We start from the raw sequence: 25,845 nt of genomic DNA on the forward strand, positions 1-25,845 counted from the left end.
GGCGCCCTGGTCAGACGCCGCTTAGCGGATCCGAGCCGAAACGATTCACACCGATCGTCCCGCGCGAGCAAGTCCAGATCAGGATCATGATGCCCCCGATGACCGGAACAAAGCTGATGAGCGCCGACCAGCCCGAGCGGTCAGTGTCATGCAGCCGGCGAACGGTTACGGCAATGCCCGGCAATATCATCGCGATCGCGACGATGACGATAATAGCCAGAGCAATCAACGAGTCTTTCGCCACACCACTCAAGACCATCAGTGCGGTTCCGAAAACCATTGAAAAGAGATAGGCATACCAGTATTCCGACCGGCAAGCGCGGCCTTCAAAAGTCGCGTATTTTTGAAGAAACGTTGTACGAACTGCCTCGAAAAACCCCATTTTTTTCCCTTGTTTTCTGGTGAACGCTGCCCGGCTCCGTGCCGTACAGCGGGGGCGTGATTTTAGGAGGTCGTTGTGTTTCGACAGGGAAACCGAGAGCCAAATTGACCAAAAACTACAAAGCCGGTTTGCTTTACTGCAATGCAAAGAACAAAGCCGCGTCGAACGCGGCTTTGGTTCATTCTGTCTACAGCGGCGTGATTAGTTGACCGCCACCGGCATATCCAGTTTCTTCACACCCGGCAAGTCACACGCGGCAATGGCGTCGCTGATTGCGTCGATAGCCGGCATCCGCGTGAAGCTTTTCCGCCAGGCGAGCACGACGCGCCGGTCCGGCACCGGATCGTCGAAAGGAACATAGCTGAGCAAGCCGGCATCGATGCCCGGCGCATGCGGCTTCACTTCCATGACCGACATGCGCGGCAGCACCGTAATGCCGACGCCGCTCGCGACCATATGGCGAATGGTCTCCAGCGACGAGCCCTCGAACGTCTTCTGAATGCCGTCCGCATTCTGCGAGAAACGCATCAGCTCCGGACAAACGCCGAGAACATGGTCGCGGAAGCAGTGACCGCTGCCAAGAAGCAGCATGGTTTCCTGCTTGAGATCGTCCGCGTCGATCTTGCCGCGATTTTCCCACGCATGCCCCGATGGCATCGCGACGACGAACGGCTCGTCGTACAGCGCGCGCACCATCAGCCCGGTTTCGGGAAACGGCAGCGCCATGATCGCGACATCGATTTCGCCCTGCTTCAGCAATTCGATCAGCTTGAGCGTGTAATTCTCCTGCAGCATCAGCGGCATCTGCGGGACTGACTTGATCATCTGCTTGACGAGCGTCGGCAGCAAATACGGCCCGATCGTATAGATGACGCCCAGCCGCAGCGGCCCCACGAGGGGGTCCTTGCCCTGCTTCGCGATTTCCTTGATGGCAAGCGTCTGTTCGAGGACGCGCTGCGCCTGCGTGACGATCTGCTCGCCGATCGGCGTGACGCTGACCTCGCTCGTGCCGCGCTCGAAGATCTGCACGTTGAGCTCGTCCTCGAGCTTCTTGATTGCCACCGACAGCGTCGGCTGGCTGACGAAGCACGCCTCGGCGGCGCGGCCGAAGTGCCGCTCGCGCGCAACCGCGACGATGTACTTTAATTCAGTGAGCGTCATTGGGGGCCAATGAGAGACTTGGATTCAATAGGTTGAAGTTATACACCTGCGAACGCCGGTTCGCCAACTTGTGTTGCATCGGCGCGCGCGTCTGTCGCGCGTCTATAGGGGACAGACGAGGCGGCGTCGAGTTCTTCGTCACGCCTTCAAATACTGCTCGCGCGCGCCGAGCCAGCGCGCGAGATGCCGCGTGACGGCATCCGGGAACGCATCGAGCATGTGCTGCGCCGCCTCGCGCGCCGGTTCGATCAGCCAGCCGTCGTTTTCAAGACTCGCGAAACGCAGCATCGCCTCGCCGGATTGCCGCGCGCCCAAGAATTCGCCGGGACCGCGAATTTCCAGATCGCGCCGGGCGATCTCGAAGCCGTCGGTGGTTTCGCGCATCGTCTGAAGGCGCGCGCGCGCCGTCTGCGAGAGCGGATTCGAGTACATCAACACGCATACCGACGCCGCGCTGCCCCGCCCTACGCGTCCGCGCAACTGATGCAACTGCGCGAGACCGAACCGCTCCGCATGTTCGATGACCATCAGCGATGCGTTCGGCACGTCGACGCCCACTTCGATCACCGTCGTTGCGACGAGCAACTGCACGTCGTTGCGCGAGAACGCGTCCATCACGGCGGCTTTCTCGGCTGGCGCCAGCCGGCCGTGAACCAGTCCGACGCGCAGTTCCGGCAGCGCTGCGACGAGCGTTTCGTAAGTTTCGACGGCCGTCTGCAGTTGCAGCGTCTCGCTCTCTTCGATCAGCGGACAGACCCAATAGACCTGCCGCCCGGTCAACGCCGCTTCGCGCACGCGGCCGATGATTTCGTCGCGCCGGGAATCGGATACGACCTTGGTCAGGATCGGCGTGCGGCCCGGCGGCAATTCATCGATGGTGGAGACGTCGAGATCGGCGTAATACGTCATCGCGAGCGTGCGGGGGATGGGCGTCGCGGACATCATCAACTGATGCGGCTGGAAGTCGTGCTTCCCGTCGGCCGCGTTGATCGCCTTTGCCCGCAGCGCAAGCCGCTGCGCGACGCCGAAGCGATGCTGCTCGTCCACGATCACGAGGCCGAGACGCGCGAACTCGACCGTGTCCTGAATGATCGCGTGCGTGCCGATCACGAGCTGCGCGGTGCCGAGCGCCGCCGCTTCGCTCGCCGCGCGCTTCTCCTTCGCCTTGAGGCTGCCCGCGAGCCACGCCACGGAAACGCCGAGCGGCTCCAGCCAGCCGCGCAGCTTGCGCGCGTGCTGTTCCGCGAGAATCTCGGTCGGCGCCATCAGCGCGGCCTGATAACCCGCGTCGATGGCCTGCGCCGCCGCGAGCGCCGCGACGATCGTCTTGCCGCTGCCGACATCGCCCTGCAAGAGACGTTGCATCGGATGCGCGAGCGTCAGTTCCGCTGCGATTTCGGCGCACACGCGTTCCTGCGCGCCCGTCATCCGGAACGGCAGCGCGCGCAAGAGGCGCACGACGAGCGAATCGGCGTCGTCGGCGGCGCGGCGTGGCATGGCGGGCGCGGCGCGCGTGCGCCGCTCGGCGTGAGCGCGCTTGAGCGACAGTTGCTGCGCGAGCAATTCCTCGAACTTGATGCGCGTCCAGGCCGGATGCGTGCCGTCGATGAGCGCGGTCTCATCCGAATCCGCGCGCGGATGATGCAGCGTCTTGACGGCATCGAGCAGGCCGGGGACGTTCAGCGGCGCGACATGCGCCCGCGCGACCGGCTCCGGCAGCAGTTCGGGCAGCGACACGCGAGCGAGCGCGTTGTCGATCGCCTTGCGCAGATACGCCTGCGAAATGCCCGCCGTGGCCGGATAAACCGGCGTCAGCGCTTGCGGCAGCGGCGTGTCTTCATCGACGGGACGCACGGTTGGATGCACCATCTCCAGGCCGAAGAAGCCGCCGCGCACGTCGCCGCGCACGCGCAGCCGCATGCCGATGGCCATTTGCCTGACCTGCGAGCCGTAGAAGTTGAGAAAGCGCAGCGTGAGTTCGTCGCCGGCGTCGTCGTGCAGCCTGACCAGCAACTGGCGACGCGGACGGTAGGCAATCTCATTGTCGAACACGATGCCTTCGGTCTGCGCATTGTCGCCGGGGATGAGTTCGGCAATCGGCGTCAGCGACGTTTCGTCCTCGTAGCGCATCGGCAGATGCAGGACGAGATCGATGTCCGATTTGAGCCCGAGCCTCGCGAGCTTGTCCGCCGTCTTGACGGCGGGTTTCGCCTTCTTGTCCGCGCCGTCCGCAGCCTTCGCCCGCTTCCGCGCGGGCGGCGCGACGCTTTCTTCCGGATTCGGAAGCACATCGGTCGGTGAAGCGAGGCGGCGGTCGGATAAGGGCATCGAATCTCTTCGCAAGTACAATGTGAGGTTTGTTCGGCGCGGATCTGCGTGTTTGCGCCATCGTTCGTGCGATTTCAAGCCATGTTCACGCTTTCCGATTTCGATTTTAATCTGCCGCCCGAGCTGATCGCGCAGAGTGCGCTCGCCGAGCGCAGCGCGAGCCGTCTGCTCGAAGTCGACAACCGCAGCACGCCGGCCACGCTCACCGACCGGCGTTTCTCCGAACTGCCCGATCTGATCGCGCCGGGCGATCTGCTCGTCTTCAACGATACCAAAGTCCTCAAAGCGCGCTTCTTCGGCCAGAAGGCCAGTGGCGGGCGCGTGGAAGTGCTCGTCGAGCGGCTGACCGGCGCGACGACCGCGCTCGCGCAGATTCGCGCGAGCAAGAGCCCGGCGGCGGGCAGCACGATCCGCCTCGCCGATGCCTTCGACGTCACGGTCGGCGAGCGCGTCGAGCCGTTCTACACGTTGCACTTTCCGGCCGACTGCCTGACGCTCATCGAGCGATACGGGCGCTTGCCGCTGCCGCCGTATATCGAGCACGACGCCGACGCCTACGACGAAACGCGCTATCAGACGGTGTACGCGGCGAATCCCGGCGCGGTGGCCGCGCCGACCGCGGGACTCCATTTCGACGACGCCCTCTTCGCCCGGCTCGATGCACGCGGCGTCGAGCGCGCGACGCTCACGCTGCATGTCGGCGCGGGCACGTTCCAGCCGGTGCGCGTCGAAAACATCGCGGAGCACAAGATGCACAGCGAGTGGTATGCGCTGCCGCAGACGCTCGTCGACCGCATCGCGGCGGTCAAGGCGCGCGGCAATCGCGTGATCGCGGTCGGCACCACGTCGATGCGCGCGCTCGAAGCCGCCGCCCGCGACGCCGCCGCCGCCGGCCGCCCGCTTTGTGCGACGAGCGCCGAGACCGACATCTTCATCACGCCGGGCTACGCATTCCGCGTGGTCGACCGGCTCGTGACGAACTTCCATCTGCCGAAGTCGACGCTGATGATGCTCGTCTCCGCGTTCGCCGGCATCGACACGATCCGCGAGGCGTATCGTCACGCGATCGAAGAACGCTACCGTTTCTTCAGCTACGGCGACGCGATGCTGCTCACGCGCGCCTGACCGCTTTTTATCAACGCTTTGCGCCGGACTGTTCTCCGGTGGCAGGAACCTCAATGACCGCGAATCACACCCCGCCCGACAACGGGCTCAAGTTCGAACTGCTGACGACCGACGGCCAGGCGCGCCGCGGCCGTCTCACGCTCAATCACGGCGTCATCGAAACGCCGATTTTCATGCCGGTCGGCACCTACGGCACCGTCAAGGCGATTCAGCCGCGCGAGCTCGAAGAAATTCGCGCGCAGATCATCCTCGGCAACACGTTCCACTTGTGGCTGCGGCCCGGCCTCGAGACCATCGGCGCGCACGGCGGGCTGCATCGGTTCATGGGATGGGACCGGCCGATCCTCACGGATTCCGGCGGCTTTCAGGTTTTTTCGCTCGGCGATCTGCGCAAGATCACCGAGGAAGGCGTCACGTTCGCATCGCCGATCAATGGCGACCGGCTGTTCCTGTCGCCCGAAGTGTCGATGCAGATTCAGAAGGTGCTGAACTCCGACATCGTCATGCAGTTCGACGAATGCACCCCCTACGCGACCAACGGCGTGCCGACCTCGCACAAGGACGCCGCCGATTCCATGCGCATGTCGATGCGCTGGGCGAAGCGATCCATCGACGAGTTCACGCGGCTTCGCAACCCGAACGCGCTTTTCGGCATCGTGCAGGGCGGCATGTTCGAGGACCTGCGCGACGAATCGCTCGCGGGGCTGTCGGAGATCGACTTCCACGGATTCGCGATCGGCGGGCTGTCCGTCGGCGAGCCGAAGGAAGACATGATGCGCGTGCTCAATCACATCGGCCCGAAGCTGCCAGCCGACAAGCCGCATTACCTGATGGGCGTCGGCACGCCGGAAGACCTGGTCAACGGCGTCGCGGCGGGCGTCGACATGTTCGACTGCGTGATGCCGACCCGCAACGCGCGCAACGGCTGGCTCTTCACCCGCTTCGGCGACCTGAAGATCAAGAACGCGACGCACAAGAATTCGATGAAGCCGCTCGACGAAAGCTGCGGCTGTTACACGTGCCAGAACTTCACGCGGGCGTATTTGCACCATTTGCATCGCGTCGGTGAAATTCTCGGCGCGCAACTGAACACCATCCACAATCTGCATTACTACCTGCAACTGATCGGGGAAGTGCGCGAAGCGATCGAAAACCACACGTTCGAAGCGTTTCGCAAAACGTTCGCGGAGAACCGCGCGCGGGGCGTCGATTAAGCGGCGGCCGACAATTCGTCGCCGGAAGCGGTGACGCATTACAATCAGCTTTCCATTGCCGCGAAAACGCCGTGCGCGCGCCGTAACGGCTTGATGCCAAAGCGCATTCCGGGGGCTTGGCGGCATGGGCGAGTGGTAGAATACCGGGCTAATTTCTGACCCAGTTTTTGAACGTATTTTCGACGTATAACGGAGAGACCAACGTGTCGTTCATTTCCAATGCCTTTGCACAAGGCGCTACCGCGGGCAGCGCGGAATCGAGCCTGATGAGCTTCCTGCCGCTGATCCTGATGTTCGCGGTGCTGTACTTCATCATGATCCGTCCGCAGATGAAGCGTCAGAAGGAACATCGCAACATGCTCGCGGCCATGGCCAAGGGCGATGAAGTGGTGACGAACGGCGGCATCGTCGGCAAGGTGACGAAGGTGTCGGAAGCATACGTGGGCGTCGAAATCGCCGAGGGCACGGAAATCACCGTGCAGAAGGCGTCGGTCACGACCATCCTTCCGAAGGGCACGATCAAATCGCTGTAAGGCCAGTCTTTTCGCGTCCGGCGCGGCCTCGCTCCGAGCCATCCGAGTCCACGAGTCAACTCAGCCGGCTCGTCGCGCATAACGCCGGACGCCCTCTCCTCCGAAGCCAACTTTCCGTTCGGCCATCCCCATGAATCGTTATCCCCTCTGGAAGTATGTCGTGATGCTGGTGGCGCTCGTCATCGGCCTCGTGTACACGCTCCCCAACTTCTTCGGCGAAGCGCCCGCGGTGCAGGTGTCGAGCGGCAAGGCAACGGTCAAGCTCGATTCGTCGACGCTCGCCAATGTCGAAAGCGCGCTCGCGGCCAGCAAGATCACCGCGGACGAAGTCACGTTCGACAATTCGCAGGCCAACGCGAACATTCGCGTGCGCCTGAAGGACACCGACACGCAATTGCGCGTCAAGGACCTGCTCACGAAAACGCTGAACAGCGACCCGACCGATCCCCAATACATCGTCGCGCTGAATCTGCAGAGCGCCTCGCCGCGCTGGCTGACGGCGCTGCACGCGCTGCCCATGTACCTCGGCCTCGATCTGCGCGGCGGCGTGCACTTCCTGCTGCAAGTGGACATGGCGGGCGCGCTGAACAAGAAGCTCGATTCCGACGCAGCCGACGCCCGCACGTATCTGCGCGACCGCAACGTCCGTGACGGCGGCGTGAGCCGCGTGGGTCAATCGGTCGTCGTGAATTTCGCGGATCAGACGGTGGCGGAAAACGCGCGCACCCTGCTCACGACGGGCGTCTCGGAACTGCAATGGACGACGCGTCAGGGCGGCGACGGCTTCCAGGTGGTCGGCACGTTCTCGGCCGCCACGCAGCGCGCCGTGGAAGACGGCGCGCTCAAGCAGAACATCACGACGCTGCATAACCGCGTGAACGAGCTGGGCGTCGCTGAGCCGGTCATCCAGCAACAGGGCGCGGACCGCATCGTGGTCGAACTGCCGGGCGTGCAGGACACGGCGAAGGCGAAAGACATCATCGGCCGCACGGCGACGCTCGAAGCGCGTCTCGCGGACCCGGTCAACACGTACATCGGCCCGAACGACCCGGTGCCGCCGGGCGACGAAGCCTTCAGGCAGGGCGACAATCGCGTGCTGCTGCGCAAGCAGGTGATCTTCACCGGCGACCGCATCATCGACGCGTCCACGGGCTTCGACGATCACCAGCGTCCGTCGGTCAACATCCGTCTCGACTCGGCGGGCGGCCGCGCCATTGCGAGCGTGTCGCGAGAGAACATCGGCAAGCCGATGGCGATGGTGCTCTTCGAAAAGGGCAAGGGCGAGGTGCTGACGGTGGCGAACATCCAGTCGGAACTCGGCGACCGCTTCCAGATCACCGGCCAGCCGACCGCGCAAGCCGCGACCGACCTCGCGCTGCTGCTGCGCGCCGGTTCGCTCGCCGCGCCGATGGACATCATCGAAGAACGCACGGTCGGGCCGAGCCTCGGCGCCGACAACATCAAGAAGGGCTTCGATTCGGTCACCTACGGTTTCGCCGCGATCGCCGTCTTCATGATCGTGTACTACATGCTGTTCGGCCTGATCTCGATGCTCTCGCTGTCGGTCAACCTGCTGCTGCTCGTTGCCATCCTGTCGATGCTGCAGGCCACGCTGACGCTGCCGGGCATCGCGGCTATCGCGCTTGCACTCGGTATGGCGATCGACGCGAACGTGCTGATCAACGAACGTGTCCGCGAAGAACTGCGCAACGGCGCGCCGCCGCAGACCGCGATTCAGGAAGGCTTCAAGCACGCCTGGGCGACCATTCTCGACTCCAACGTGACCACGCTGATTGCCGGCCTCGCGCTGCTCGCGTTCGGCTCCGGCCCGGTGCGCGGCTTCGCGGTGGTGCACTGTATCGGCATTCTGACGTCCATGTTCTCGGCCGTGTTCTTCTCACGCGGTCTCGTGAACCTGTGGTACGGCGGCAAGAAGAAGCTGAAGTCGCTGGCCATCGGTCAGGTGTGGCGTCCGGAAGGCACGGACGGCGAGGCTGCCGCAGCCGCGTATCTGGCGGCCCAGCGCGGTGACGATTCCCCCGTCGACGAGGTCATCACGACGCCCACGGGCAAGACGAAGACCGCTGCGGTCGCGCAGCGCGCGGCAGTCCCGGCGCCCGCGCGCTCCGGCAAGCCGACCGTGCGCCGCCGTTCGGGCCCGGGCATCGACCAACAGAAACCGGGCTCGTCCCACTGAGCCCCGGAGTAACGAAACATGGAATTCTTCCGCATTCGCCGTGACCTGCCGCTGATGCAGCGCGCGTTGATTTTCAACGCGATCTCGCTCATCACGTTCCTCGCGGCCGTGTTCTTTCTCGTGCATCGCGGGCTGCATCTGTCGGTGGAGTTCACCGGCGGGACCGTGGTCGAGGTGCAATATCCGCAAGCCGTGCCGCTCGAACCGGTGCGCGGCACGATGGCAAGGCTCGGTTATGCCGACGCGCAAGTGCAGAACTTCGGCACGTCGCGCGACGTGCTGATCCGCCTGCCGCTCAAGCAAGGGCTGACGTCCGCGCAACAAAGCGAGCAGGTCATGGGCGCGCTAAAGGCCAACGACCCGCAAGTGAGCTTGCAACGCGTGGAGTTCGTCGGTCCGCAGGTCGGCAAGGAACTGGTCACGAACGGACTCGCCGCGCTCGCGTGCGTGGTGATCGGCATCGTGATTTACCTGTCGTTCCGATTCGAATGGAAGTACGCGGTGGCGGGCATCATCGCGAACCTGCACGACGTGGTGATCATTCTCGGCTTCTTCGCCTACTTCCAGTGGGAGTTCTCGCTCTCCGTGCTCGCAGCGATTCTCGCGGTGCTCGGCTATTCGGTGAACGAGTCGGTGGTTATCTTCGACCGGATTCGCGAGACCTTCCGCAAGCAGCGCAAGATGACGGTGACCGAGGTCATCAACCACGCGATCACGAGCACGATGTCGCGAACCATCATCACGCACGGCTGTACCGAAATGATGGTGCTGTCGATGTTCTTCTTCGGCGGCCCTACCCTGCATTACTTCGCGCTGGCGCTCACGGTCGGTATTCTCTTCGGTATTTATTCGTCGGTGTTCGTGGCCGCTGCTCTCGCCATGTGGTTCGGCGTGAAGCGTGAAGATCTGGTCAAGGACAAGAAGGACAAGTTCGATCCGAACGATCCGAATGCGGGAGCGCAGGTTTAAGGCGCTCGCGCTGTAGATGTCAGCAAATGCAAAGGGCCGATCCATTTGGATCGGCCCTTTTTCTTTCAGCTCTTGGCGCCATTACACCGGATACGGATCGAACAATGCGGTGACTGCTGCTGAAAACGACTTTCGCGAGGGCAACTCTCGGTAAGGCTCGCAGCGCGCCTTACCAGTTCGCCCGCTTGTCATCGACGAGGCGCTGCAGCGTATGCCGGAACGTGCTTCCAGGAGGCGTGCGCAGGAGTTCGACGTCGGGATACCACGGTGATGTATTCCCTGTCTGCCACCGCCATTCGCCCCAGATCGGGACGAGAAGCGTCGTCGGCACGCCCGCCGATGCACATACATGAGCGACGGCCGAATCCACAGTGACGATCCGATCGAGACCCTGCGCAATGGCCACCGTATCCTCGAAATCGTGGACACGGGGCATTGGATCGCACCAACGGGAATTGCGTGAAGCCAGCAACGCTTCCGGCGGCCGCTCCGACGCTTCCAGCTGAAGGTTGACCCAGTCTACGTCCGTCAAGGCTTCGAATAAGGGCGTGAAGTCGTCCAGCGAGCCGCTTCGCAGGCGATCATGGTAAGTGTGTGGATTGCCCCGCCAGCAAAGCCCGATGCGCTTGCGCTTGCCATCCGGCCCGCCGGTTTCGCCATATTGCGCCGGCAGCCAGTCTGCCCACTCTTGTTGCGCTGCCTCGCTCGCGCGCAGCGACGGCAGCGTTTCGGGCGCCGTCGACCAGAGTTGCAGTCTGACCGGCAAGCTCATCAGCCAGACGTAGGCATCGCATCCTTCGGTGATCGTCGGCTCGTCGCTCCGGATTTCGAGCGTGGGAAACGAGGCTCTCAACACGCGTTCGAGTCGATCCGGCACTTGCACCCGCACGCTCGCCACGCGCGACTGCACCAACGTCAGATAGCGGAGATACATCAGAAAGTCGCCAAAAGACCAGCCGACGTCCAGCAAGACCAGCAAGCGGCCATCGAGAGGCGCGCCGTTCCATTCGGGAATACCGGTTGGCGAGCACGCAAGGAAGTCGGTGTCGCGGAGCCGGCGCTCATACAGTTCCATCGACTCCCGCACGCGCCCGGCGCCGAAGAGCGAATTCGCATAGACACGGCAGCCCGAACCGTTGATGTAGATCGTCTTCGACAACTCCTCGAGCAATTGGATTGACTCGCTGAACCTGCTCATGAAACTGAGAATGAACGCCCGCCCAATCAACGATTCCGCATTGTGTTCCAGCGACACCGAACGGTCGAACGCGTCCAGCCCCTCCTGATACTTCAATTGGCGCCATTTGATCCAGCCCAGAAGCCGCGAGGCATTCGCCTCGCGTTCGTCCGGCCATCGATGCCGCCATTGGGAGACGAGCGCTTCGGCATGATCGAAGCGTTGCCGGTTATACACATTCACGCTGAGATGATTGAACTCGTACGCCGACCATTTCTGCAGTGCGAAGACGGGCCGCGCCTGGTCGGCAGTGCAGAGCTGGCAAAATCGCTCAAGAAGCCGGTCGATGGTTTCCAGACGCTTCACATGATGAAGACAAGCGGCGAAGGTATCGGCGGTGAGCGCGGCCTCGTTCAGTTCGAGACTGGCTTCGCAAAGCATCGTGCTGGACTCTTCCGACTGCTCGTTGCTCAGATCCGCGCGTTTCAGAACGGCACGTCCGAGCGCAATGGATTCCAGCCATCGCTGTTGCGCGTGATTATCGCGCTGAGCTGCCAGCCAGTCTTCGGCTCGATTACTGAACCTCATTGCGCCTCCTCCAATTGCTGCCGCCCAAGCTTGCCATCTTCGGCCGAAGCGCGCACCAGCTTTTCGCAAAGCGAGAGGCAATACGTTGCAAGAGCGTCGTTCATGCCGACCTTGATCAGCCTGTCTCGAAGCTCATTCACGCCGATTGCCTGTTTCATAGCGGGAAACAACGCTTCCATCGACGGAAATTCGTGCGCCAGAAAACAGTTACCGAGCAGGCAAACCATGCTGTCCGCCGCAACAGTACTGGGATGCGCCATTGCCACCAGTTCTTGCAAGGCGGATGCATCGAGGTGACGGGCCAGATTATGCGGCGAATGGAAGCCGAATGTCGGACCAGGCGGATGGGAATTCTCGTAAGAGAAGCGATCGGCGACGTCGTTCGGCGCAAAGCGAATGCCGTACTTGCTCTCCAGCAAGGGACGATAAATACGTCCAATCAGCTTGTCTTCGTAGATGCCGTCTCGAAGCGGAAATTCATCGCTGGCCAATAACCGCATGAGTTTGGTGGACCGCAACGAAAACCCGCCGTTACCGACCGACATACCATCGTTATGCCACGGCCAGCGTGCGCCGATATAGTCGTAATTGAAGAATTCGTCGGACCATGCGTCCGGATCGGCGACATAGCCATCCCACTGAATAACGAGTACCCAAGGCGTTCGTATATGTTCAACGATGCCTTTCAGTACGAAATCGTTTTATTCCTCGCGGGACCGAATATACGGCGTTTCGACGATTCGCGCCTTTGCCGGAACGCTTCCGTGCGTGAAAAGAATGGCGTCGCCGAAATGGAAATGCTGGCATGAAATTGCCAATGCGCGCGCAGCAAGGCGGGGACTCAAAGAATCTACTGCACAGACAGTGACATTAAGAAAATCAGATGCTTTTCGATTCATGCAGCGAATGTTGAACGCGGAATTCAGTTACGACTGAAATCAACAGTTCTGCAAAAAGATCGATGCATGATAGCAGCCACCTCTGCAAGACCGAATGTCACGAATCCGAATCTTTCCTAATTCTGTCAATCACTACCCGGCGCAGCCACGCGACGACGTCACGGCAAGTGCAACGGAACCGCCTCGCGCACGAGGCGAGGCGGACCGAGACCGGTGAAACCGCGCTTACTGCTTCACACCCTCTGCCTGGATATGCAGCACGGTCTTCAGGCTGAAACCGTATGACTTGCCATAGTCGACGCCGAAGTCGCCGCGATCGAACGTCGCCGTGGCTTCCGTGCCGCAGACTTCCTTCTTGATCATCGGATTCACGAAGCACTTGAAGCTCTCGATCTGGAGATTCAGCGGCTTCGTGACGCCGTGCATCGTCAGCGAGCCGACCACTTCGACCGGCTTGTCGCCCTCGAAACGGATCGACGTGCCCTTGTAGACCGCGGTCGGGTACTTGGCGGTATCGAAGAACTCGGCCTTTTGCAGATGCTCGTCGAGCTTCGCGTTGCCGGTGTTGACCGATGCCAGATCGATGGTCACTTCCGCCGTGCCGGTCTTCGCCGCGCGGTCGAGCACCACCGTGCCGCTGCTCCTGTTGAACTTGCCGCGCCACGTCGACACGCCGCCGAAGTGGTCCGCCTCGAAGCTCGGATACGTGTGGTTCGGGTCCAGCTGATACGTATCGGCGGCCATCGCGCTAAACGAAAGGCCTGCGGCGAGCGCGCCGGCGACGATCATCGAAATCTTCTTCAAGTTGTGCTCCTGACTGAATGTGGGTTGAATCCGCGTGAAATATCCGCCGCTCACTTTTTGGCGGCGACGATGTGAAACTTGATGACGACCTCGTCCGCGACGACGGACGTATCCTTCCATTCGCCAGTGCCGATATCGAACTGGCTGCGCTTGATCGGCAACGCGCCATCGAACGTTTCGGTTGCGCCCTGCTGCGTGATCGTGACCGGCACCGTGACCGTCTGCGACTTGCCCTTGATCGTGATCTTGCCCGTCACCTTGTACTGATTGCCGCCAGCCGGTGCGATCGCGCTGGAAACGAAGGTCGCGGTCGGATACGCGGCCGCGTCGAACCACTCCTTGCCGCGCACCTGCTTGTTGTACTCGTCGTCGCCCAGGTCGTAGCTGCCCGTATCGATGGTGATGTTGGCGCTGCCGGCAGCCGGCTTCGCCGGATCGAACGCGATCTGCGCGCTGAACTTGTTGAACTTGCCGTCGGTGGGCACGTTCATCTGCTTCGACGTGGCGACGACCGAGCTTTTCGCCATATCCACTTGCGCCGCTGCGGCCGCTGCGACAGCGAGCGACGTCGCGGCCACGGCGGCCGCCATCCAACGATTGAGTTTCACTTTCATGTGTGCCTTGTGAACGGTTCGAACGAACAGCGGGTATTGGAAATCAAAAGCATGCCGTTTCCAACAGCCGGCCGGAAACGCCCTGCCAACTGCGAGGAAACAATCGGAGACGCCTATTTGACGAAAGGCAGCATCCGCCCGAGCAAGCCGTCGCGATCGACGAAGTGATGCTTGAGCGCGGCGAGCACGTGCATCGCGACGAGCACGAGCAGTCCGTAATTCAGCGCGACATGCACGATGCGCAGCGTCGCCTTCAGCGCCTTGTCGGGTCCGATGACCGTCGGCAACGGCAGCACACCGAGATACACGACCTGCAGGCCAGCGGCCGAGCTGTACAGATAACCCGACGCGGGAATCACCAGCATCAGCACATAGAGCAGCATGTGCGTGAGATGCGCCGCGCCTTGTTGCCAGCGCGGCGTGCCCGGCGGAAGGGCCGGCGCGCGATGGGTGACGCGCCACGCGAGCCGCAGCGCCGCGAGCGCGAACACGGTCACGCCGATCCACTTGTGCCACGAGTAGTACTTGAGCTTAGTCGGCGTGAAGCCGGGAATATCGGTCATGATCCAGCCGAGATAGAAGCCGCCGATGATCAGCAACGCGATGAGCCAATGCAGGCCGATCGCCGTGGCGCTGTATCGTTCGGCGGGCGTCGCCGGAGTAATGCCAACAGTGCTTTCCATGATGCGGATGTCCTGGGAATGATCGAGACGCGCATGCCGCCGGGCTGTGTCCGATGCATGCGCCGCCATGCTACCGCAACGTCCGTGAATTGCCAGCATGCGCGCGAATGCCTGCCGCAAGCGTGGAAAGTCAGGCCCGGCGCGGCTTTCCGGGCGATTCACCGCGATGCGCGCCGTTTATGCAACGAACTATTCTGCCGATGCAACGGTCCATCGTGGTCGCGCGAGAGAACACAACACAACGATGCAGCGAGCCGCCTTATTCCGTTGATGTCGCGGCGAAAGCCGGTTTGTTACCATCCTGCTACCATCCCGCGCTGGCTCGTTACTTGCTGTTTCCGGCCGGGCCCTCTCGCGGCGCATACCGAACACGCATGGAACACGCATGAGAAGGCTCGCCCTCGAACTATGAACGTGAACGAATCGGAACAACTGATCGCGTGTCATGAATGCGACGCGCTCTTCGCGAAGCGCGCGCTTCCCGAGCACAGTTCGGCGAACTGTCCGCGTTGCGGCGCGGTGCTCTATCGCAGCGTCGCGCGCAATCTCGACCGCATCTGCGCGACCACGCTCGCCGCGCTCATCACCTTCGTGATCGCGCAGGCGTTTCCCATCGTCGAACTGGATGCGAACGGCATCACGTCGCAGACGACGCTCATCGGCGCGATCGTCGCGCTATGGAACGAGCAGATGCAGCTCGTCGCCGTGCTGGTCTTCTGCGCGACGATCCTCTTTCCACTGTGCGAGCTGGTCGCGCTGCTCTACGTGCTGATGCCCGTGCGCGCGGGCTACGTGCCGCCGGGATTCCATCTCACGCTGCGCGCGATCCAGTTCGTGCGCCCGTGGGGAATGATCGAAGTGTTCATGCTCGGCGTGCTCGTCACGCTCGTGAAGATGCTGAGCGTCGCGCGCGTGATTCCGGAGGCCGCGCTCTTCGCTTTCGGCGCGCTGACGCTGATGGTCGCGGTCGTCGTGAGCTTCGACCCGCGCTCGCTTTGGGAGACGGCGAGCGAACTGCCGAAGCGGCGCGCGCGCAAGCCGCTTGCATCATCCGCGAGGCAGAAGACGTGAACGACACACCGCTCGACGCCGCCATCGACGAACCGGACAGCCCGCCGCCCACGCTCTACACGACGGCATCGCGCGCGAAGCTCGTCTCGTGTCATGCGTGCGGGCTCGTGCAGCCGCTCGCGCGCACGGTCGAAAGGCAACGCTGCACGCGCTGCGACGCGGTCGTGCACCGGCGCAATCCGGACAGCATCGCGCGGACGTGGGCGCTGCTCATCAGCGCGGCGATCCTTTATATTCCGGCGAACGTCTTTCCGATGCTGCATACGTCCTCGATTCTCGGCGCGGAGGACGACACCATCATGAGCGGCGTCGCGCTCTTCTGGAACGACGGCGACTATCCGCTCGCCATCGTCATCTTCGTGGCCAGCATTCTGGTGCCGATGCTCAAGCTGCTCTCGCTCGCATTCTTGCTCGTCAGCGTGCAGCGGCGCTCGGTGTGGCGTCCGCGCCAGCGCACGACGCTGTATCGCGTGGTGGAAGGCATCGGCCGATGGTCCATGCTGGATATCTTCGTGGTCACGCTCACCGTCGCGCTCGTGCGCTTCAAGTCGGTGGCGGTGATCACGGCGGGACCGGCGGCGCTCGCGTTCGCGTCGGTCGTCGTATTGACGATGCTCGCCTCCATGCAGTTCGATCCCCGTCTGATATGGGACAACATAGAACCGTCAGGAAAGAAATATGACTAGTGGCCAAGGTCCGGACGGGCCGAAGACGAACGACACGCCCGGGCGGGACAGCGGCGGCGGCTTGCCGCCCAATCTGCCCGAACCCGTGATCGAGCCGCGCAGCCGCTGGCTGCCGTCGCTCGTATGGGTGATTCCGATCGTCGCCGCGCTGATCGGCGTGTTTCTCGTGGTGAAGACGGTATCGAGCCGCGGCCCGACGGTGACCATCAGCTTCGTCAACGCAGAGGGCCTCGAACCCGGCAAGACCAAGGTCAAGTACAAGGACGTGGACATCGGCACGGTTAAGACCATCACGTTGTCGAAAGACCATTCGCGCGTGCTCGTCGATGTGCAGCTCACCAAGGAAGCGACCGATTTCGCGGTGAAGGACACGCGCTTCTGGGTCGTGCGCCCGCGCGTGGCGGCAAGCGGCGTGACGGGGCTGTCGACGCTGCTGTCCGGTTCGTATATCGGCGTGGATGCCGGCAAGTCGACCGAGGACCATACTTACTTCGTCGGGCTCGAGACGCCGCCTGCCGTCACCGGCGACCAGAAGGGCCACACGTTCACGCTGCACGGCGAATCGCTCGGTTCGCTCGACATCGGCTCGCCGGTCTACTATCGGCGCGTGCAGGTCGGCCAGGTGACGGCGTTTTCGCTCGACAAGGACGGCACCGGCGTCACGATGCAGGTCTTCGTCAATGCCCCTTACGACCAGTACGTCGGCAGCAATTCGCGCTGGTGGCATGCGAGCGGCGTCGATCTGCGGCTGGATTCGAGCGGCTTCACGCTCAACACGCAGTCGCTCGCCACGGTCGTGCTCGGCGGCATTGCGTTCCAGACGCCGCCGAATCAGCAGGCCGGCCCGCAGGCGACGGAGAACGCCACCTTCCGCCTCGCCTCCGACCAGGCCGACGCGATGCGGGACCCCGACGGCGATCCCGTGCATGTCGTAATGAACTTCAACCAGTCGCTGCGCGGCTTGTCGGTCGGCGCGCCGGTCGATTTCCGCGGCATCGTGCTGGGCCAGGTGACGGGCATCGGCGTGCGATACGACCAGCAGTCGCACTCGTTCATGATGCCGGTGACCATCGACCTCTACCCCGATCGCCTCGGCAGGCGCGCGAAGGCCGCGTTGCCCGAACAAGGTTCGGCGGCGAGCCACGACATGCTCCAACTGCTCGTGAAGCGCGGCCTGCGCGGACAGTTGCGTACCGGCAATCTGCTGACGAGCCAGCTTTACGTCGCGCTCGACTTCTTCCCGAAGGCGCCGCCCGCAAAGGTGAGCGCGAGCAACGATCCGCTCGAACTGCCGACCGTGCCCAACACGCTCGACGAGCTTCAGCTCCAGATCGCGGATATCGCGCGCAAGCTGGACAAGATTCCGTTCGACGAGATCGGCAAGAACCTGAACGGCTCGCTGAAGAACGCGAATGCGCTCTTCGATCAGCTCGGCAAGGAAGTCGTGCCGGAAGTGCGCGACACGCTCACGCAGGCGAAGAAGACCTTCGGCGAGGCGCAATCGACGCTTCAGCAGGATTCACCGCTTCAGTCCGACGTGCATCAGGCGATGCAGGAACTCACACGGACGCTTCAATCGCTCAACTCGCTCGCCGATTATCTGGAGCGTCATCCGGAATCGTTGCTGCGCGGCAAACCGGGAGACAAACCATGAGAATCGGCGCGTTGTTGTTGACGCTGGGCGCGGCGGGCGTGCTCGCCGGGTGCGCGTCGTCGCCGTCGAGCCGGTTCTATACGCTGGGCGGCGCGGCGGGCGCGCCGGTCGCGGTATCGTCGGCGCCGGCTTCGTTCTATTTCGAGCTTGCGCCTGTTGACATGCCGCAGCAGGTGGCGCGCAATCAGCTCGTCGTGCAGTCCGGCTCCGCGCAGGTGAGCGTGCTCGAACAGGAGCGCTGGGCCTCGCTTCCCGCCGATGAAGTGCGTCGCGCGCTATCCGGCGATCTTGCCCAGCAACTCAATGCCATCGATGTCTACGGCACGCCGCATCCGGAATCGGCGCGGGTGTATCGCGTGAAGGTGAAGGTGCAGCGCTTCGAATCGTGGCCGGGATCGCAGGCGGTCATCGATGCGGTGTGGAGCGTGCGCGGCGGCGAGTCGCAAGCGGTCATGACGTGCAGGACGGTCGCGGAAGCACGCGTGGCCGAGGGCTACGATGCGCTCGTCGACGGGCATCGCAAGGCGGTGAACGACATTGCTTCGGCCATATCGGCGGGCGTGCGGAGCCTCGGTTCCGTCGCGGCGTCGGCGCCTGCGTCGGGATCGCCGGGTTCCTCGTCCTCGCGGCAACCCGCGCCGCCGATGCTGCCCTGCCCGCCCTCGGGCGGCGCTACCACTGCCAGTGCGCAGTAATTGCCCCGGAGCACACTAAGTTCGAGCGGCGTTGACCCGGCTCAACGGTCGCGCCGCGGTTCTTCGTCATCCTCGACGTATCGCGACGTCGACGTGCTCCGGAGTGCTTGCGTTCATCGGCGAAACATCGGTTTCCTACATTTTTCCGCATGAACCGGGCCGATGTTGTCGCCAGACGACACCACTTGCCGCCTCCATCTCGAAATTGCCATTCGCGCGCGCGTGCGCGGTTAAGATCGTCGGTCGGCTGTATCCGAAACAAAACGCAAAGAATAGATGATGAAACTGATCGGTTCGCACACTAGCCCATTCGTCCGCAAGGTGCGGATCGTGATGGCGGAGAAGAAGATCGACTGCGAACTGGTGCTCGAAGACGTTTGGGCATCCGATTCGAAAATCCACGAATTCAATCCGCTCGGCAAAGTGCCCTGCCTCATTCTGGACGACGGCGAAGCGGTGTTCGATTCGCGCGTCATCTGCGAGTACGTGGACACGCTGACGCCCGTCGGCAAGCTCCTCCCGCAGGAACGGCGCGAACGCACCGAAGTGCGCTGCTGGGAAGCGCTCGCGGACGGCATGCTCGACGCCGCCGTGTTGATTCGCCTCGAAGGCGTGCTGCGCGAGGAAGCGCATCGCAGCGACGCGTGGATCGCGCGGCAGCGTCACAAGGTCGAGGACGGTCTGCGCGCAATGGCTCAGGGCCTCGGCTCGAAGCAGTGGTGCTCGGCGAATCGCTTCACGCTGGCGGATATCGCGTGCGGCTGCGCACTCGCCTATCTCGACTTCCGCATGCCTGATCTCGACTGGCGCGAGGCGCATCCGGCGCTCGACAAGTTCTACGCGCGCCTCGCGCAGCGCCAATCCTTTCTCGATACCGCTCCCGCCTGAGAACGTCGCTCCCGCGCGGGGCGGACGCGGTTCTGCATCGTCACTTCTTGAGCGCGGCCTTCAACGCCGCGTTGGCTTGCGCGATGGCTGCGCGCGTCGCGGACGTTTGCGCGAGCGCGTTCAGCATCACGAAGTCGTGGGTGGTGCCGTTGTATCAAGCTTCTTCATGATGACTCTCGTTTTTGAGCTTACGAAAGTAATAGGCAATCTACTGCTAGATAGACAATCGCTCGGACTAATCCGTCGTAGGTCATGAGAGCCATAGACGACGATCGCTCAACCTCCCGCCGTACCGCGAAACTGAGAGGCCGGCTGCAAACATCTCGGTGCAACGCCAAAAATCTACCTATCAAAAGATAGAAACTCCGACGTTGATCACGGTTTTTCAACACAGTTATCCACAGGTTATCTACCGGCGCACGGTGCCGGCGACTTCTTCCAGCCGTGCGCGCGTCTGAAACAGGCGACACGTCAGCAGACTTCCCTGAAACGCCGCGTAAAGCGCCCGGGCCGTTGTTTCCGGCTTGCCGTGCGCGTCCAGCGTGCCCTGCGCTTCGCCTTCTGCCAAAACCTTCGCCAGCCAGTTCTCGTTGGCCCTGAAGAACGCCTGCACTGCGTGGCGCACGCTCTCGGGCAGCGACTCGATATCCGACGCGAGCATGCCGCAGAGACAGATCTGCTTGCCGTCGCCGATGATCCGCCCGAACAGCCGCGTGTATCGGTCGAGCTTCTTTTCGGCCGGGGCTGAACTGTCGATCGCATAAATCGACGACATGACGTCGGCGCTATAAGCGTTCACGGCTTCGAGTGCGAGATCTTCCTTGGTCGGAAAGTAATAGTGGATGCTCGACGTCTTCACTCCGACCAGTTCGGACAAGTCACGATAACTGAAGCCGTTGTAGCCGCGCGTCATCATGATGGTCTGCGCGTGGTCTAGCAGTGATTCGCGTACCGTGTTCTTGTCCATGACCTGTTCCCCCGCTTTCGATGTGTGAAATTTATCTACTCATAGGTAGACGGTCAAGCACTTGTATCAAATCAGTTTTTATCGCATCGACACGAGAAGCCCCGGTCGCAATGCCGGGGCATACAGTCAGATCACGCTCGATGCAGTTACCGCCGGCGCTGCGGAAACAACGCCCGCCGCGGCGCGCTCGATGATTCCGCCGCCGAGACAGACATCGCCCTGATACAGCACGGCCGACTGGCCCGGCGTCACGGCCCATTGCGCATCGTCGAAACGCAAATCGAAGTGAGCGTCGTCGGAAGACGCGGAGAACCGGCACGCCGCGTCTTGCTGGCGATACCGTGTCTTGGCCCCGCACGTCGCGCCTTCCTCGGGGGCGAACCCCGCCACCCAACTCGTGTTGCCGGCGACGAGCGTATGCGACAGCAGCCACGGATGGTCGTGGCCCTGCACCACATAAAGCGTGTTGCTCGCCATGTCCTTGCCTGCGACGAACCACGGCTCGCCGCTGCCGTCCTTCGCGCCGCCGATGCCAATGCCCTTGCGCTGCCCGAACGTATAGAACGCGAGCCCGATATGCTCGCCGACGACCTTTCCTTCCGCCGTCTTCATCGGACCGGGCTTTGTCGGCAGATAGCGATTCAGGAACTCGCGGAACGGCCGCTCCCCGATGAAGCAGATGCCGGTCGAGTCCTTCTTCGTCGCGTTCGGCAGACCGATTTGCGCAGCAATCTCGCGCACCTTCGTCTTCGGGATTTCGCCGAGCGGAAAGAGCGTCTTCGACAGTTGCTGCTGGTTCAGGCGATGCAGGAAGTACGACTGGTCCTTCGTCGCATCGGTGGCCTTCATCAGTTCAAAGAGGCCGTCGCGTTCGCGCACGCGCGCGTAGTGACCGGTCGCGATGGTTTCCGCGCCGAGCGACATTGCGTGGTCGAGAAACGCCTTGAACTTGATTTCGGCGTTGCACAGGACGTCCGGATTCGGCGTGCGGCCCGCCGAGTATTCGCGCAGGAATTCGGCGAACACGCGGTCCTTGTACTCGGCGGCGAAGTTCACCGCTTCCACGTCGATGCCGATCAGGTCCGCGACCGAGACCACGTCGATCCAGTCCTGACGCGTCGAGCAGTACTCGCTGTCGTCGTCGTCTTCCCAGTTCTTCATGAACAGGCCGACCACGTCGTAGCCCTGCTCTTTCAGGAGCCATGCCGTGACCGACGAATCGACGCCGCCCGACATGCCCACCACCACTTTCTGCTTGCTCATAGGATTACCGCGTTGTTCCGCGCGAGCGGGTCAGGCGCGCACGACCGGCGCGACCGAATGCGTATGGATGAAATCGAGCGGCACGCGCCGCCCGGACAAGTAATCGTCGACGCACTGCATGACGAGAGGCGTCCGGTGCTGCGCGACTGTTGCGCGCAGTTCGCCGGGCGTCAGCCACATCGCGCGGACGATGCCTTTGTCCAGCGCTCTGCCGGCCACTTCGCCCGCGGACTTTCCGCAGAACGTGAAGCGCAGATACGTGACATCCCGCCCGGGCCGCGCAAAGTGCGTCATATACGCGCCGACGAGCGCCTCGGGTTCGAAGCGATGCGCCGTTTCTTCCAGCGTCTCGCGAATCACGGCTTCAACGAGCGTTTCGCCGGCTTCGAGATGACCGGCCGGCTGGTTGATTCGCAGCCCTGCAGAAGTGTGTTCTTCGATGACGAGAAACCGCCCGTCCCGCTCGACGATGGCCGCAACCGTCACATGTGGAGCCCAAGTATCTGATTTCATGGCCGACATTTTACCGTCCCGGCCCCGAACACGCGCGCGCGGCCTAAGGGTTAGCGCGATGCCGGACGGCGATTTTGGCGCGGATTTCTCGGTTACAGTGGCACTAGCCGTCGATCCAGCATTTGAAGCAAAAACTCAGCCTCGATCCTTCCCGCCGCCGGGCCCCAGGGCGCGGGAAGATAAAACAAGACCGGAGGATTCAAAAATGCACATCGGAGTGCCTGCTGAAACGCGGGCGAACGAGGCGCGTGTCGCCGCCACGCCGGAGACGGTGAAAAAGCTCGTCGCGCAAGGGCATCGGGTTTCGGTGCAGAGCGGCGCGGGCGAGCGGGCCAGCTATATCGACGATGCCTTCGCTCAGGCGGGCGCGGATATCGTCGATGCCGCCACCGCGTTCGCCGCCGAGATCGTTCTGAAGGTTCAATCGCCGGGCGAAGCCGAACTGGGCTTGCTCACGCCGGGCGCCGTGCTCATCGGCATGCTCGATCCGTTCAACACCGAAAACACCGCACGGCTCGCCACGGCGGGCGTCACCGCGTTCGCGCTCGAAGCCGCGCCCCGCACGACGCGCGCGCAAAGCCTCGACGTGCTGTCGTCGCAGGCGAACATCGCCGGGTACAAGGCGGTGCTGATCGCGTGCCACCACTACCAGCGATTCATGCCGATGCTGATGACCGCCGCCGGCACCGTCAAGGCCGCGCGCGTGCTCGTGCTCGGCGCGGGCGTCGCGGGCCTGCAGGCGATCGCCACGGCGAAGCGTCTGGGCGCGGTCGTCGAAGCGTCGGATGTGCGGCCCGCCGTGAAAGAGCAGATCGAGTCGCTCGGCGCGAAGTTCGTCGACGTGCCGTTCGAAACGGATGACGAACGCGAAGCGGCGGAAGGCGTCGGCGGCTATGCGCGGCCGATGCCGCCAAGCTGGCTCGCGCGGCAATCGGCTCAGGTGCATGAACGCGCGAAGGCGGCGGACATCGTCATCTCGACCGCGCTGATTCCCGGCCGCCCCGCGCCGACGCTGCTGTCGGTGGAGACGGTCAAGCACATGAAGCCGGGCTCGGTCATCGTCGATCTCGCCGCAGGGCGCGGTCCCGAGTTCGAAGGTCGCAAGGGCGGCAACTGCCCGCTGACCGAAGTCGATCAGGTGGTGACGAAGCATGGCGTGCATATCGTCGGCTACACGAATCTCGCCTCGATGGTCGCCGCCGATGCCTCCGCGCTCTACGCGCGCAATCTGCTCGACTTTCTCAAGCTGATCCTGACGAAGGAAGGGACGCTCAACATCGACCTCGCGGACGACATCGTCGCGGCCACGCTTCAGTGCCGCGACGGCCAGCCCGCGCGCGCTATCGCCTGAACACGGAGACGAACATGGATGTCATCAATCACACGGTGATCAACCTGATCATCTTCGTGCTGGCGATCTACGTCGGCTATCACGTGGTCTGGAACGTCACGCCGGCGCTGCACACGCCGCTGATGGCCGTGACGAATGCAATCTCGGCGATCGTCATCGTCGGCGCGATGCTTGCCGTCGGGCTGACAGTCGGCGGCGCGGGCAAGTTCTTCGGCACGCTCGCGGTGCTGCTTGCGGCGGTGAACGTGTTCGGCGGCTTTCTCGTGACGCGGCGAATGCTGGAGATGTTCAAGAAGAAAGAGCCGAAGAAGCTCGCCAGCAAGGAGGGTGCGTAAATGAGCCTGAACGTCGTCACTCTTCTGTATCTGGTCGCGTCGGTGTGCTTCATTCAGGCGCTCAAGGGCCTGTCGAATCCGAAGACCGCGCGCATCGGCAATACGTTCGGCATGGCCGGGATGGCGATCGCCATCTTCACGACGCTCGCGCTGATCGTCAAACAGGCCGCTTTCCTCGAGGCGAATCTCGCGCTCGGGCTTTCGTTGCTGTTCGCGGCGCTGATCATCGGCGGCGGCGCGGGCGCGTATATCGCGGCGAAAGTCGAGATGACGAAGATGCCCGAACTCGTCGCGGCGATGCACTCGCTGATCGGTCTCGCGGCGGTGTGCATTGCGTACGCGGTCGTGGCGGAGCCGTCGGCGTTCGGGCTTGCAGCGCCCGGCGAGCCGATCCCGTACGGCAATCGCGTCGAGTTGTTCATCGGCACGTTCGTCGGTGCGATTACGTTCTCCGGCTCGGTGATCGCGTTCGGCAAGCTGTCGGGCAAGTACAAGTTCCGGCTGTTTCAGGGCGCGCCGGTGGTGTACTCGGGGCAGCATCTGCTGAATCTGCTGCTCGCGGTCGCGATGATCGGCTTCGGCATCATCTTCATGGTGACGCAATCGTGGCTGCCGTTCATCATCATGACGCTGATCGCCTTCGCGCTGGGCGTGCTCATCATCATTCCGATCGGCGGCGCGGACATGCCGGTGGTCGTGTCGATGCTCAACTCGTACTCGGGCTGGGCGGCGGCGGGCATCGGTTTCTCGCTGAACAATCCCATGCTGATCATCGCGGGATCGCTGGTCGGTTCCTCGGGCGCGATCCTGTCGTACATCATGTGCCGCGCGATGAATCGTTCGTTCTTCAATGTGATTCTTGGCGGGTTCGGTGGCGAAGCGGGCGGCGCGGCCGTGGGCGGAGCGACGGAACAACGGCCGGTGAAGTCCGGTTCCGCCGATGACGCCGCTTTCATGCTCGGCAACGCCGAAAGCGTGGTGATCGTTCCGGGGTACGGGCTGGCGGTCGCGCGCGCGCAGCATGCGCTCAAGGAGTTGACGGACAAGCTGGTGGAAAAAGGCATCGATGTCCGGTATGCCATTCATCCGGTCGCCGGGCGGATGCCGGGGCATATGAACGTGCTGCTCGCCGAGGCCGAAGTGCCGTACGAAATGGTGCAGGAGATGGAGGACATCAACAGCGAGTTCGGGCAGACGGATGTGGTGCTCGTGCTCGGGGCCAATGACGTTGTGAATCCTGCGGCTAAAACCGATCCGAAATCGCCGATTGCGGGGATGCCCATTCTCGAAGCGTACAAGGCGAGGACGATCATCGTGAACAAGCGATCGATGGCGGCAGGATACGCCGGGCTCGATAACGAACTGTTCTATATGGACAAGACGATGATGGTGTTCGGGGATGCGAAGAAGGTCGTCGAGGAGATGATGAAGGCGGTGGAGTGAGGGAAGATGGTCGCCAGGCCAATCAACGCCTTGTTGCGAGCCCGGCGACCATGCCCTCACGACTCTACGAGGTTAGTCAGCAGAGCTCCAATGATGGTCTTTCGAACACGGGCTACTAATGGCTTACAGCCTTTGACCTTGGCGACCTTGATTGCTTCGGCTTGCGTCTCGTAGTCCTCGGGCGTGAGTCGGTGCGTCGCGGATAGTTCAAGCGCATAGCCCGCGATAGCGCCTTCTCGGTGCTTTGGGAGCGGTTCAACAGAAACGTTCGGCATGGTTTCTTCAAGACTTGGGCGAGCTTGCCC

General features: G+C 62.8%; 25 protein-coding genes. 14 read left to right on the plus strand and 11 right to left on the minus strand.

Annotated features, from left to right (window positions below):
* Positions 1-10 precede the first annotated feature (10 nt).
* The 3 genes from P9220_RS01965 to recG form a co-directional block, all read right to left on the minus strand.
* Complete coding sequence (locus P9220_RS01965; RefSeq protein WP_309763331.1) at positions 11-382, minus strand: DUF805 domain-containing protein; 372 nt, start codon at positions 380-382, stop codon at positions 11-13.
* 201 nt (positions 383-583) lie between these two features.
* Entirely contained in the window at positions 584-1,543 is a 960-nt protein-coding gene (locus P9220_RS01970; RefSeq protein WP_309763332.1) for a LysR substrate-binding domain-containing protein, read from the minus strand.
* A gap of 138 nt (positions 1,544-1,681) precedes the next feature.
* A complete protein-coding gene (gene recG / locus P9220_RS01975) occupies positions 1,682-3,871 on the minus strand; it encodes an ATP-dependent DNA helicase RecG (RefSeq protein ID WP_309763333.1) in 2,190 nt (729 codons plus the stop codon).
* 81 nt (positions 3,872-3,952) lie between these two features.
* Between recG and queA the strand changes: the two genes are divergently transcribed.
* The 5 genes from queA to secF all read left to right on the plus strand — a co-directional run bounded on the left by queA (position 3,953) and on the right by secF (position 9,909).
* A complete protein-coding gene (queA, locus tag P9220_RS01980; RefSeq protein ID WP_309763334.1) occupies positions 3,953-4,996 on the plus strand; it encodes a tRNA preQ1(34) S-adenosylmethionine ribosyltransferase-isomerase QueA in 1,044 nt (347 codons plus the stop codon).
* A gap of 53 nt (positions 4,997-5,049) precedes the next feature.
* Positions 5,050-6,210: a tRNA guanosine(34) transglycosylase Tgt gene (gene tgt / locus P9220_RS01985; protein WP_309763335.1), complete on the plus strand. Its 1,161-nt coding sequence runs from the start codon at positions 5,050-5,052 to the stop codon at positions 6,208-6,210.
* A 203-nt stretch (positions 6,211-6,413) separates the two neighbouring features.
* Positions 6,414-6,743: a preprotein translocase subunit YajC gene (gene yajC, locus P9220_RS01990; protein WP_159835259.1), complete on the plus strand. Its 330-nt coding sequence runs from the start codon at positions 6,414-6,416 to the stop codon at positions 6,741-6,743.
* A 130-nt stretch (positions 6,744-6,873) separates the two neighbouring features.
* Complete coding sequence (secD, locus tag P9220_RS01995; protein WP_309763336.1) at positions 6,874-8,940, plus strand: protein translocase subunit SecD; 2,067 nt, start codon at positions 6,874-6,876, stop codon at positions 8,938-8,940.
* Between the two features lie 18 nt (positions 8,941-8,958).
* Positions 8,959-9,909 carry a protein translocase subunit SecF gene (gene secF / locus P9220_RS02000; RefSeq protein WP_309763337.1) on the plus strand — a complete coding sequence of 317 codons (951 nt, stop codon included), beginning with the start codon at positions 8,959-8,961 and terminating at the stop codon, positions 9,907-9,909.
* Positions 9,910-10,078: 169 nt separating this feature from the next.
* On the opposite strand, the gene P9220_RS02005 is transcribed toward secF, so the two are convergent.
* Together P9220_RS02005 and P9220_RS02010 are read right to left on the minus strand one after the other, a co-directional pair.
* Positions 10,079-11,674, minus strand: coding sequence for a hypothetical protein (locus P9220_RS02005; RefSeq protein WP_309763338.1), 1,596 nt, complete (start codon positions 11,672-11,674; stop codon positions 10,079-10,081).
* Entirely contained in the window at positions 11,671-12,363 is a 693-nt protein-coding gene (locus P9220_RS02010; protein WP_309765347.1) for a DUF5672 family protein, read from the minus strand. Before P9220_RS02010 ends, P9220_RS02005 begins: the two co-directional genes overlap by 4 nt.
* On the opposite strand from P9220_RS02010, the gene P9220_RS02015 reads away from it, so the two are divergent.
* A complete protein-coding gene (locus P9220_RS02015) occupies positions 12,343-12,483 on the plus strand; it encodes a hypothetical protein (protein WP_309763339.1) in 141 nt (46 codons plus the stop codon). The genes P9220_RS02010 and P9220_RS02015 overlap by 21 nt on opposite strands.
* 315 nt (positions 12,484-12,798) lie before the next feature.
* On the opposite strand, the gene P9220_RS02020 is transcribed toward P9220_RS02015, so the two are convergent.
* The 3 genes from P9220_RS02020 to P9220_RS02030 all read right to left on the minus strand — a co-directional run bounded on the left by P9220_RS02020 (position 12,799) and on the right by P9220_RS02030 (position 14,674).
* Positions 12,799-13,362 (minus strand): YceI family protein, encoded by a 564-nt coding sequence (locus P9220_RS02020; protein ID WP_404980447.1) that lies wholly within the window; start codon positions 13,360-13,362, stop codon positions 12,799-12,801.
* A gap of 65 nt (positions 13,363-13,427) precedes the next feature.
* Positions 13,428-13,991: a YceI family protein gene (locus P9220_RS02025; protein ID WP_309763341.1), complete on the minus strand. Its 564-nt coding sequence runs from the start codon at positions 13,989-13,991 to the stop codon at positions 13,428-13,430.
* Positions 13,992-14,104: 113 nt separating this feature from the next.
* Positions 14,105-14,674 carry a cytochrome b gene (locus P9220_RS02030; RefSeq protein WP_309763342.1) on the minus strand — a complete coding sequence of 190 codons (570 nt, stop codon included), beginning with the start codon at positions 14,672-14,674 and terminating at the stop codon, positions 14,105-14,107.
* Positions 14,675-15,082: 408 nt separating this feature from the next.
* On the opposite strand from P9220_RS02030, the gene P9220_RS02035 reads away from it, so the two are divergent.
* The 5 genes from P9220_RS02035 to P9220_RS02055 all read left to right on the plus strand — a co-directional run bounded on the left by P9220_RS02035 (position 15,083) and on the right by P9220_RS02055 (position 19,668).
* Positions 15,083-15,745: a paraquat-inducible protein A gene (locus P9220_RS02035; RefSeq protein WP_309763343.1), complete on the plus strand. Its 663-nt coding sequence runs from the start codon at positions 15,083-15,085 to the stop codon at positions 15,743-15,745.
* The gene (locus P9220_RS02040; RefSeq protein ID WP_404980383.1) at positions 15,742-16,431 is read left to right on the plus strand and encodes a paraquat-inducible protein A; all 690 of its coding nucleotides are present in this window, start codon (positions 15,742-15,744) and stop codon (positions 16,429-16,431) included. Before P9220_RS02035 ends, P9220_RS02040 begins: the two co-directional genes overlap by 4 nt.
* A complete protein-coding gene (locus P9220_RS02045; RefSeq protein ID WP_309763344.1) occupies positions 16,424-18,085 on the plus strand; it encodes an MlaD family protein in 1,662 nt (553 codons plus the stop codon). Before P9220_RS02040 ends, P9220_RS02045 begins: the two co-directional genes overlap by 8 nt.
* Positions 18,082-18,780 carry a PqiC family protein gene (locus P9220_RS02050; protein ID WP_309763345.1) on the plus strand — a complete coding sequence of 233 codons (699 nt, stop codon included), beginning with the start codon at positions 18,082-18,084 and terminating at the stop codon, positions 18,778-18,780. Before P9220_RS02045 ends, P9220_RS02050 begins: the two co-directional genes overlap by 4 nt.
* Before the next feature lie 279 nt (positions 18,781-19,059).
* Positions 19,060-19,668: a glutathione S-transferase N-terminal domain-containing protein gene (locus P9220_RS02055; RefSeq protein WP_309765349.1), complete on the plus strand. Its 609-nt coding sequence runs from the start codon at positions 19,060-19,062 to the stop codon at positions 19,666-19,668.
* A gap of 409 nt (positions 19,669-20,077) precedes the next feature.
* Here the strand turns inward: P9220_RS02055 and P9220_RS02060 are convergent, their stop codons facing one another.
* The 3 genes from P9220_RS02060 to P9220_RS02070 form a co-directional block, all read right to left on the minus strand.
* Positions 20,078-20,635 (minus strand): TetR/AcrR family transcriptional regulator, encoded by a 558-nt coding sequence (locus tag P9220_RS02060; RefSeq protein ID WP_309763346.1) that lies wholly within the window; start codon positions 20,633-20,635, stop codon positions 20,078-20,080.
* A gap of 126 nt (positions 20,636-20,761) precedes the next feature.
* Positions 20,762-21,898, minus strand: a complete 1,137-nt coding sequence (gene mnmA, locus P9220_RS02065) for a tRNA 2-thiouridine(34) synthase MnmA (protein ID WP_309763347.1) — start codon at positions 21,896-21,898, stop codon at positions 20,762-20,764.
* A gap of 30 nt (positions 21,899-21,928) precedes the next feature.
* Positions 21,929-22,411 (minus strand): NUDIX hydrolase, encoded by a 483-nt coding sequence (locus tag P9220_RS02070; protein WP_309763348.1) that lies wholly within the window; start codon positions 22,409-22,411, stop codon positions 21,929-21,931.
* Between the two features lie 205 nt (positions 22,412-22,616).
* Between P9220_RS02070 and P9220_RS02075 the strand changes: the two genes are divergently transcribed.
* From P9220_RS02075 to P9220_RS02085, 3 genes are read left to right on the plus strand one after another with little or no spacing between them, the layout of a single operon-like run.
* A complete protein-coding gene (locus P9220_RS02075) occupies positions 22,617-23,762 on the plus strand; it encodes a Re/Si-specific NAD(P)(+) transhydrogenase subunit alpha (protein ID WP_309763349.1) in 1,146 nt (381 codons plus the stop codon).
* Between the two features lie 14 nt (positions 23,763-23,776).
* Positions 23,777-24,097 carry an NAD(P) transhydrogenase subunit alpha gene (locus tag P9220_RS02080; protein ID WP_309763350.1) on the plus strand — a complete coding sequence of 107 codons (321 nt, stop codon included), beginning with the start codon at positions 23,777-23,779 and terminating at the stop codon, positions 24,095-24,097.
* Positions 24,098-25,540, plus strand: coding sequence for an NAD(P)(+) transhydrogenase (Re/Si-specific) subunit beta (locus P9220_RS02085; RefSeq protein WP_309763351.1), 1,443 nt, complete (start codon positions 24,098-24,100; stop codon positions 25,538-25,540).
* The last annotated feature ends 305 nt before the right edge of the window (positions 25,541-25,845 follow it).

The sequence above is a fragment of the Caballeronia sp. LZ016 genome, assembly GCF_031450805.1.
Lineage (GTDB): Bacteria > Pseudomonadota > Gammaproteobacteria > Burkholderiales > Burkholderiaceae > Caballeronia.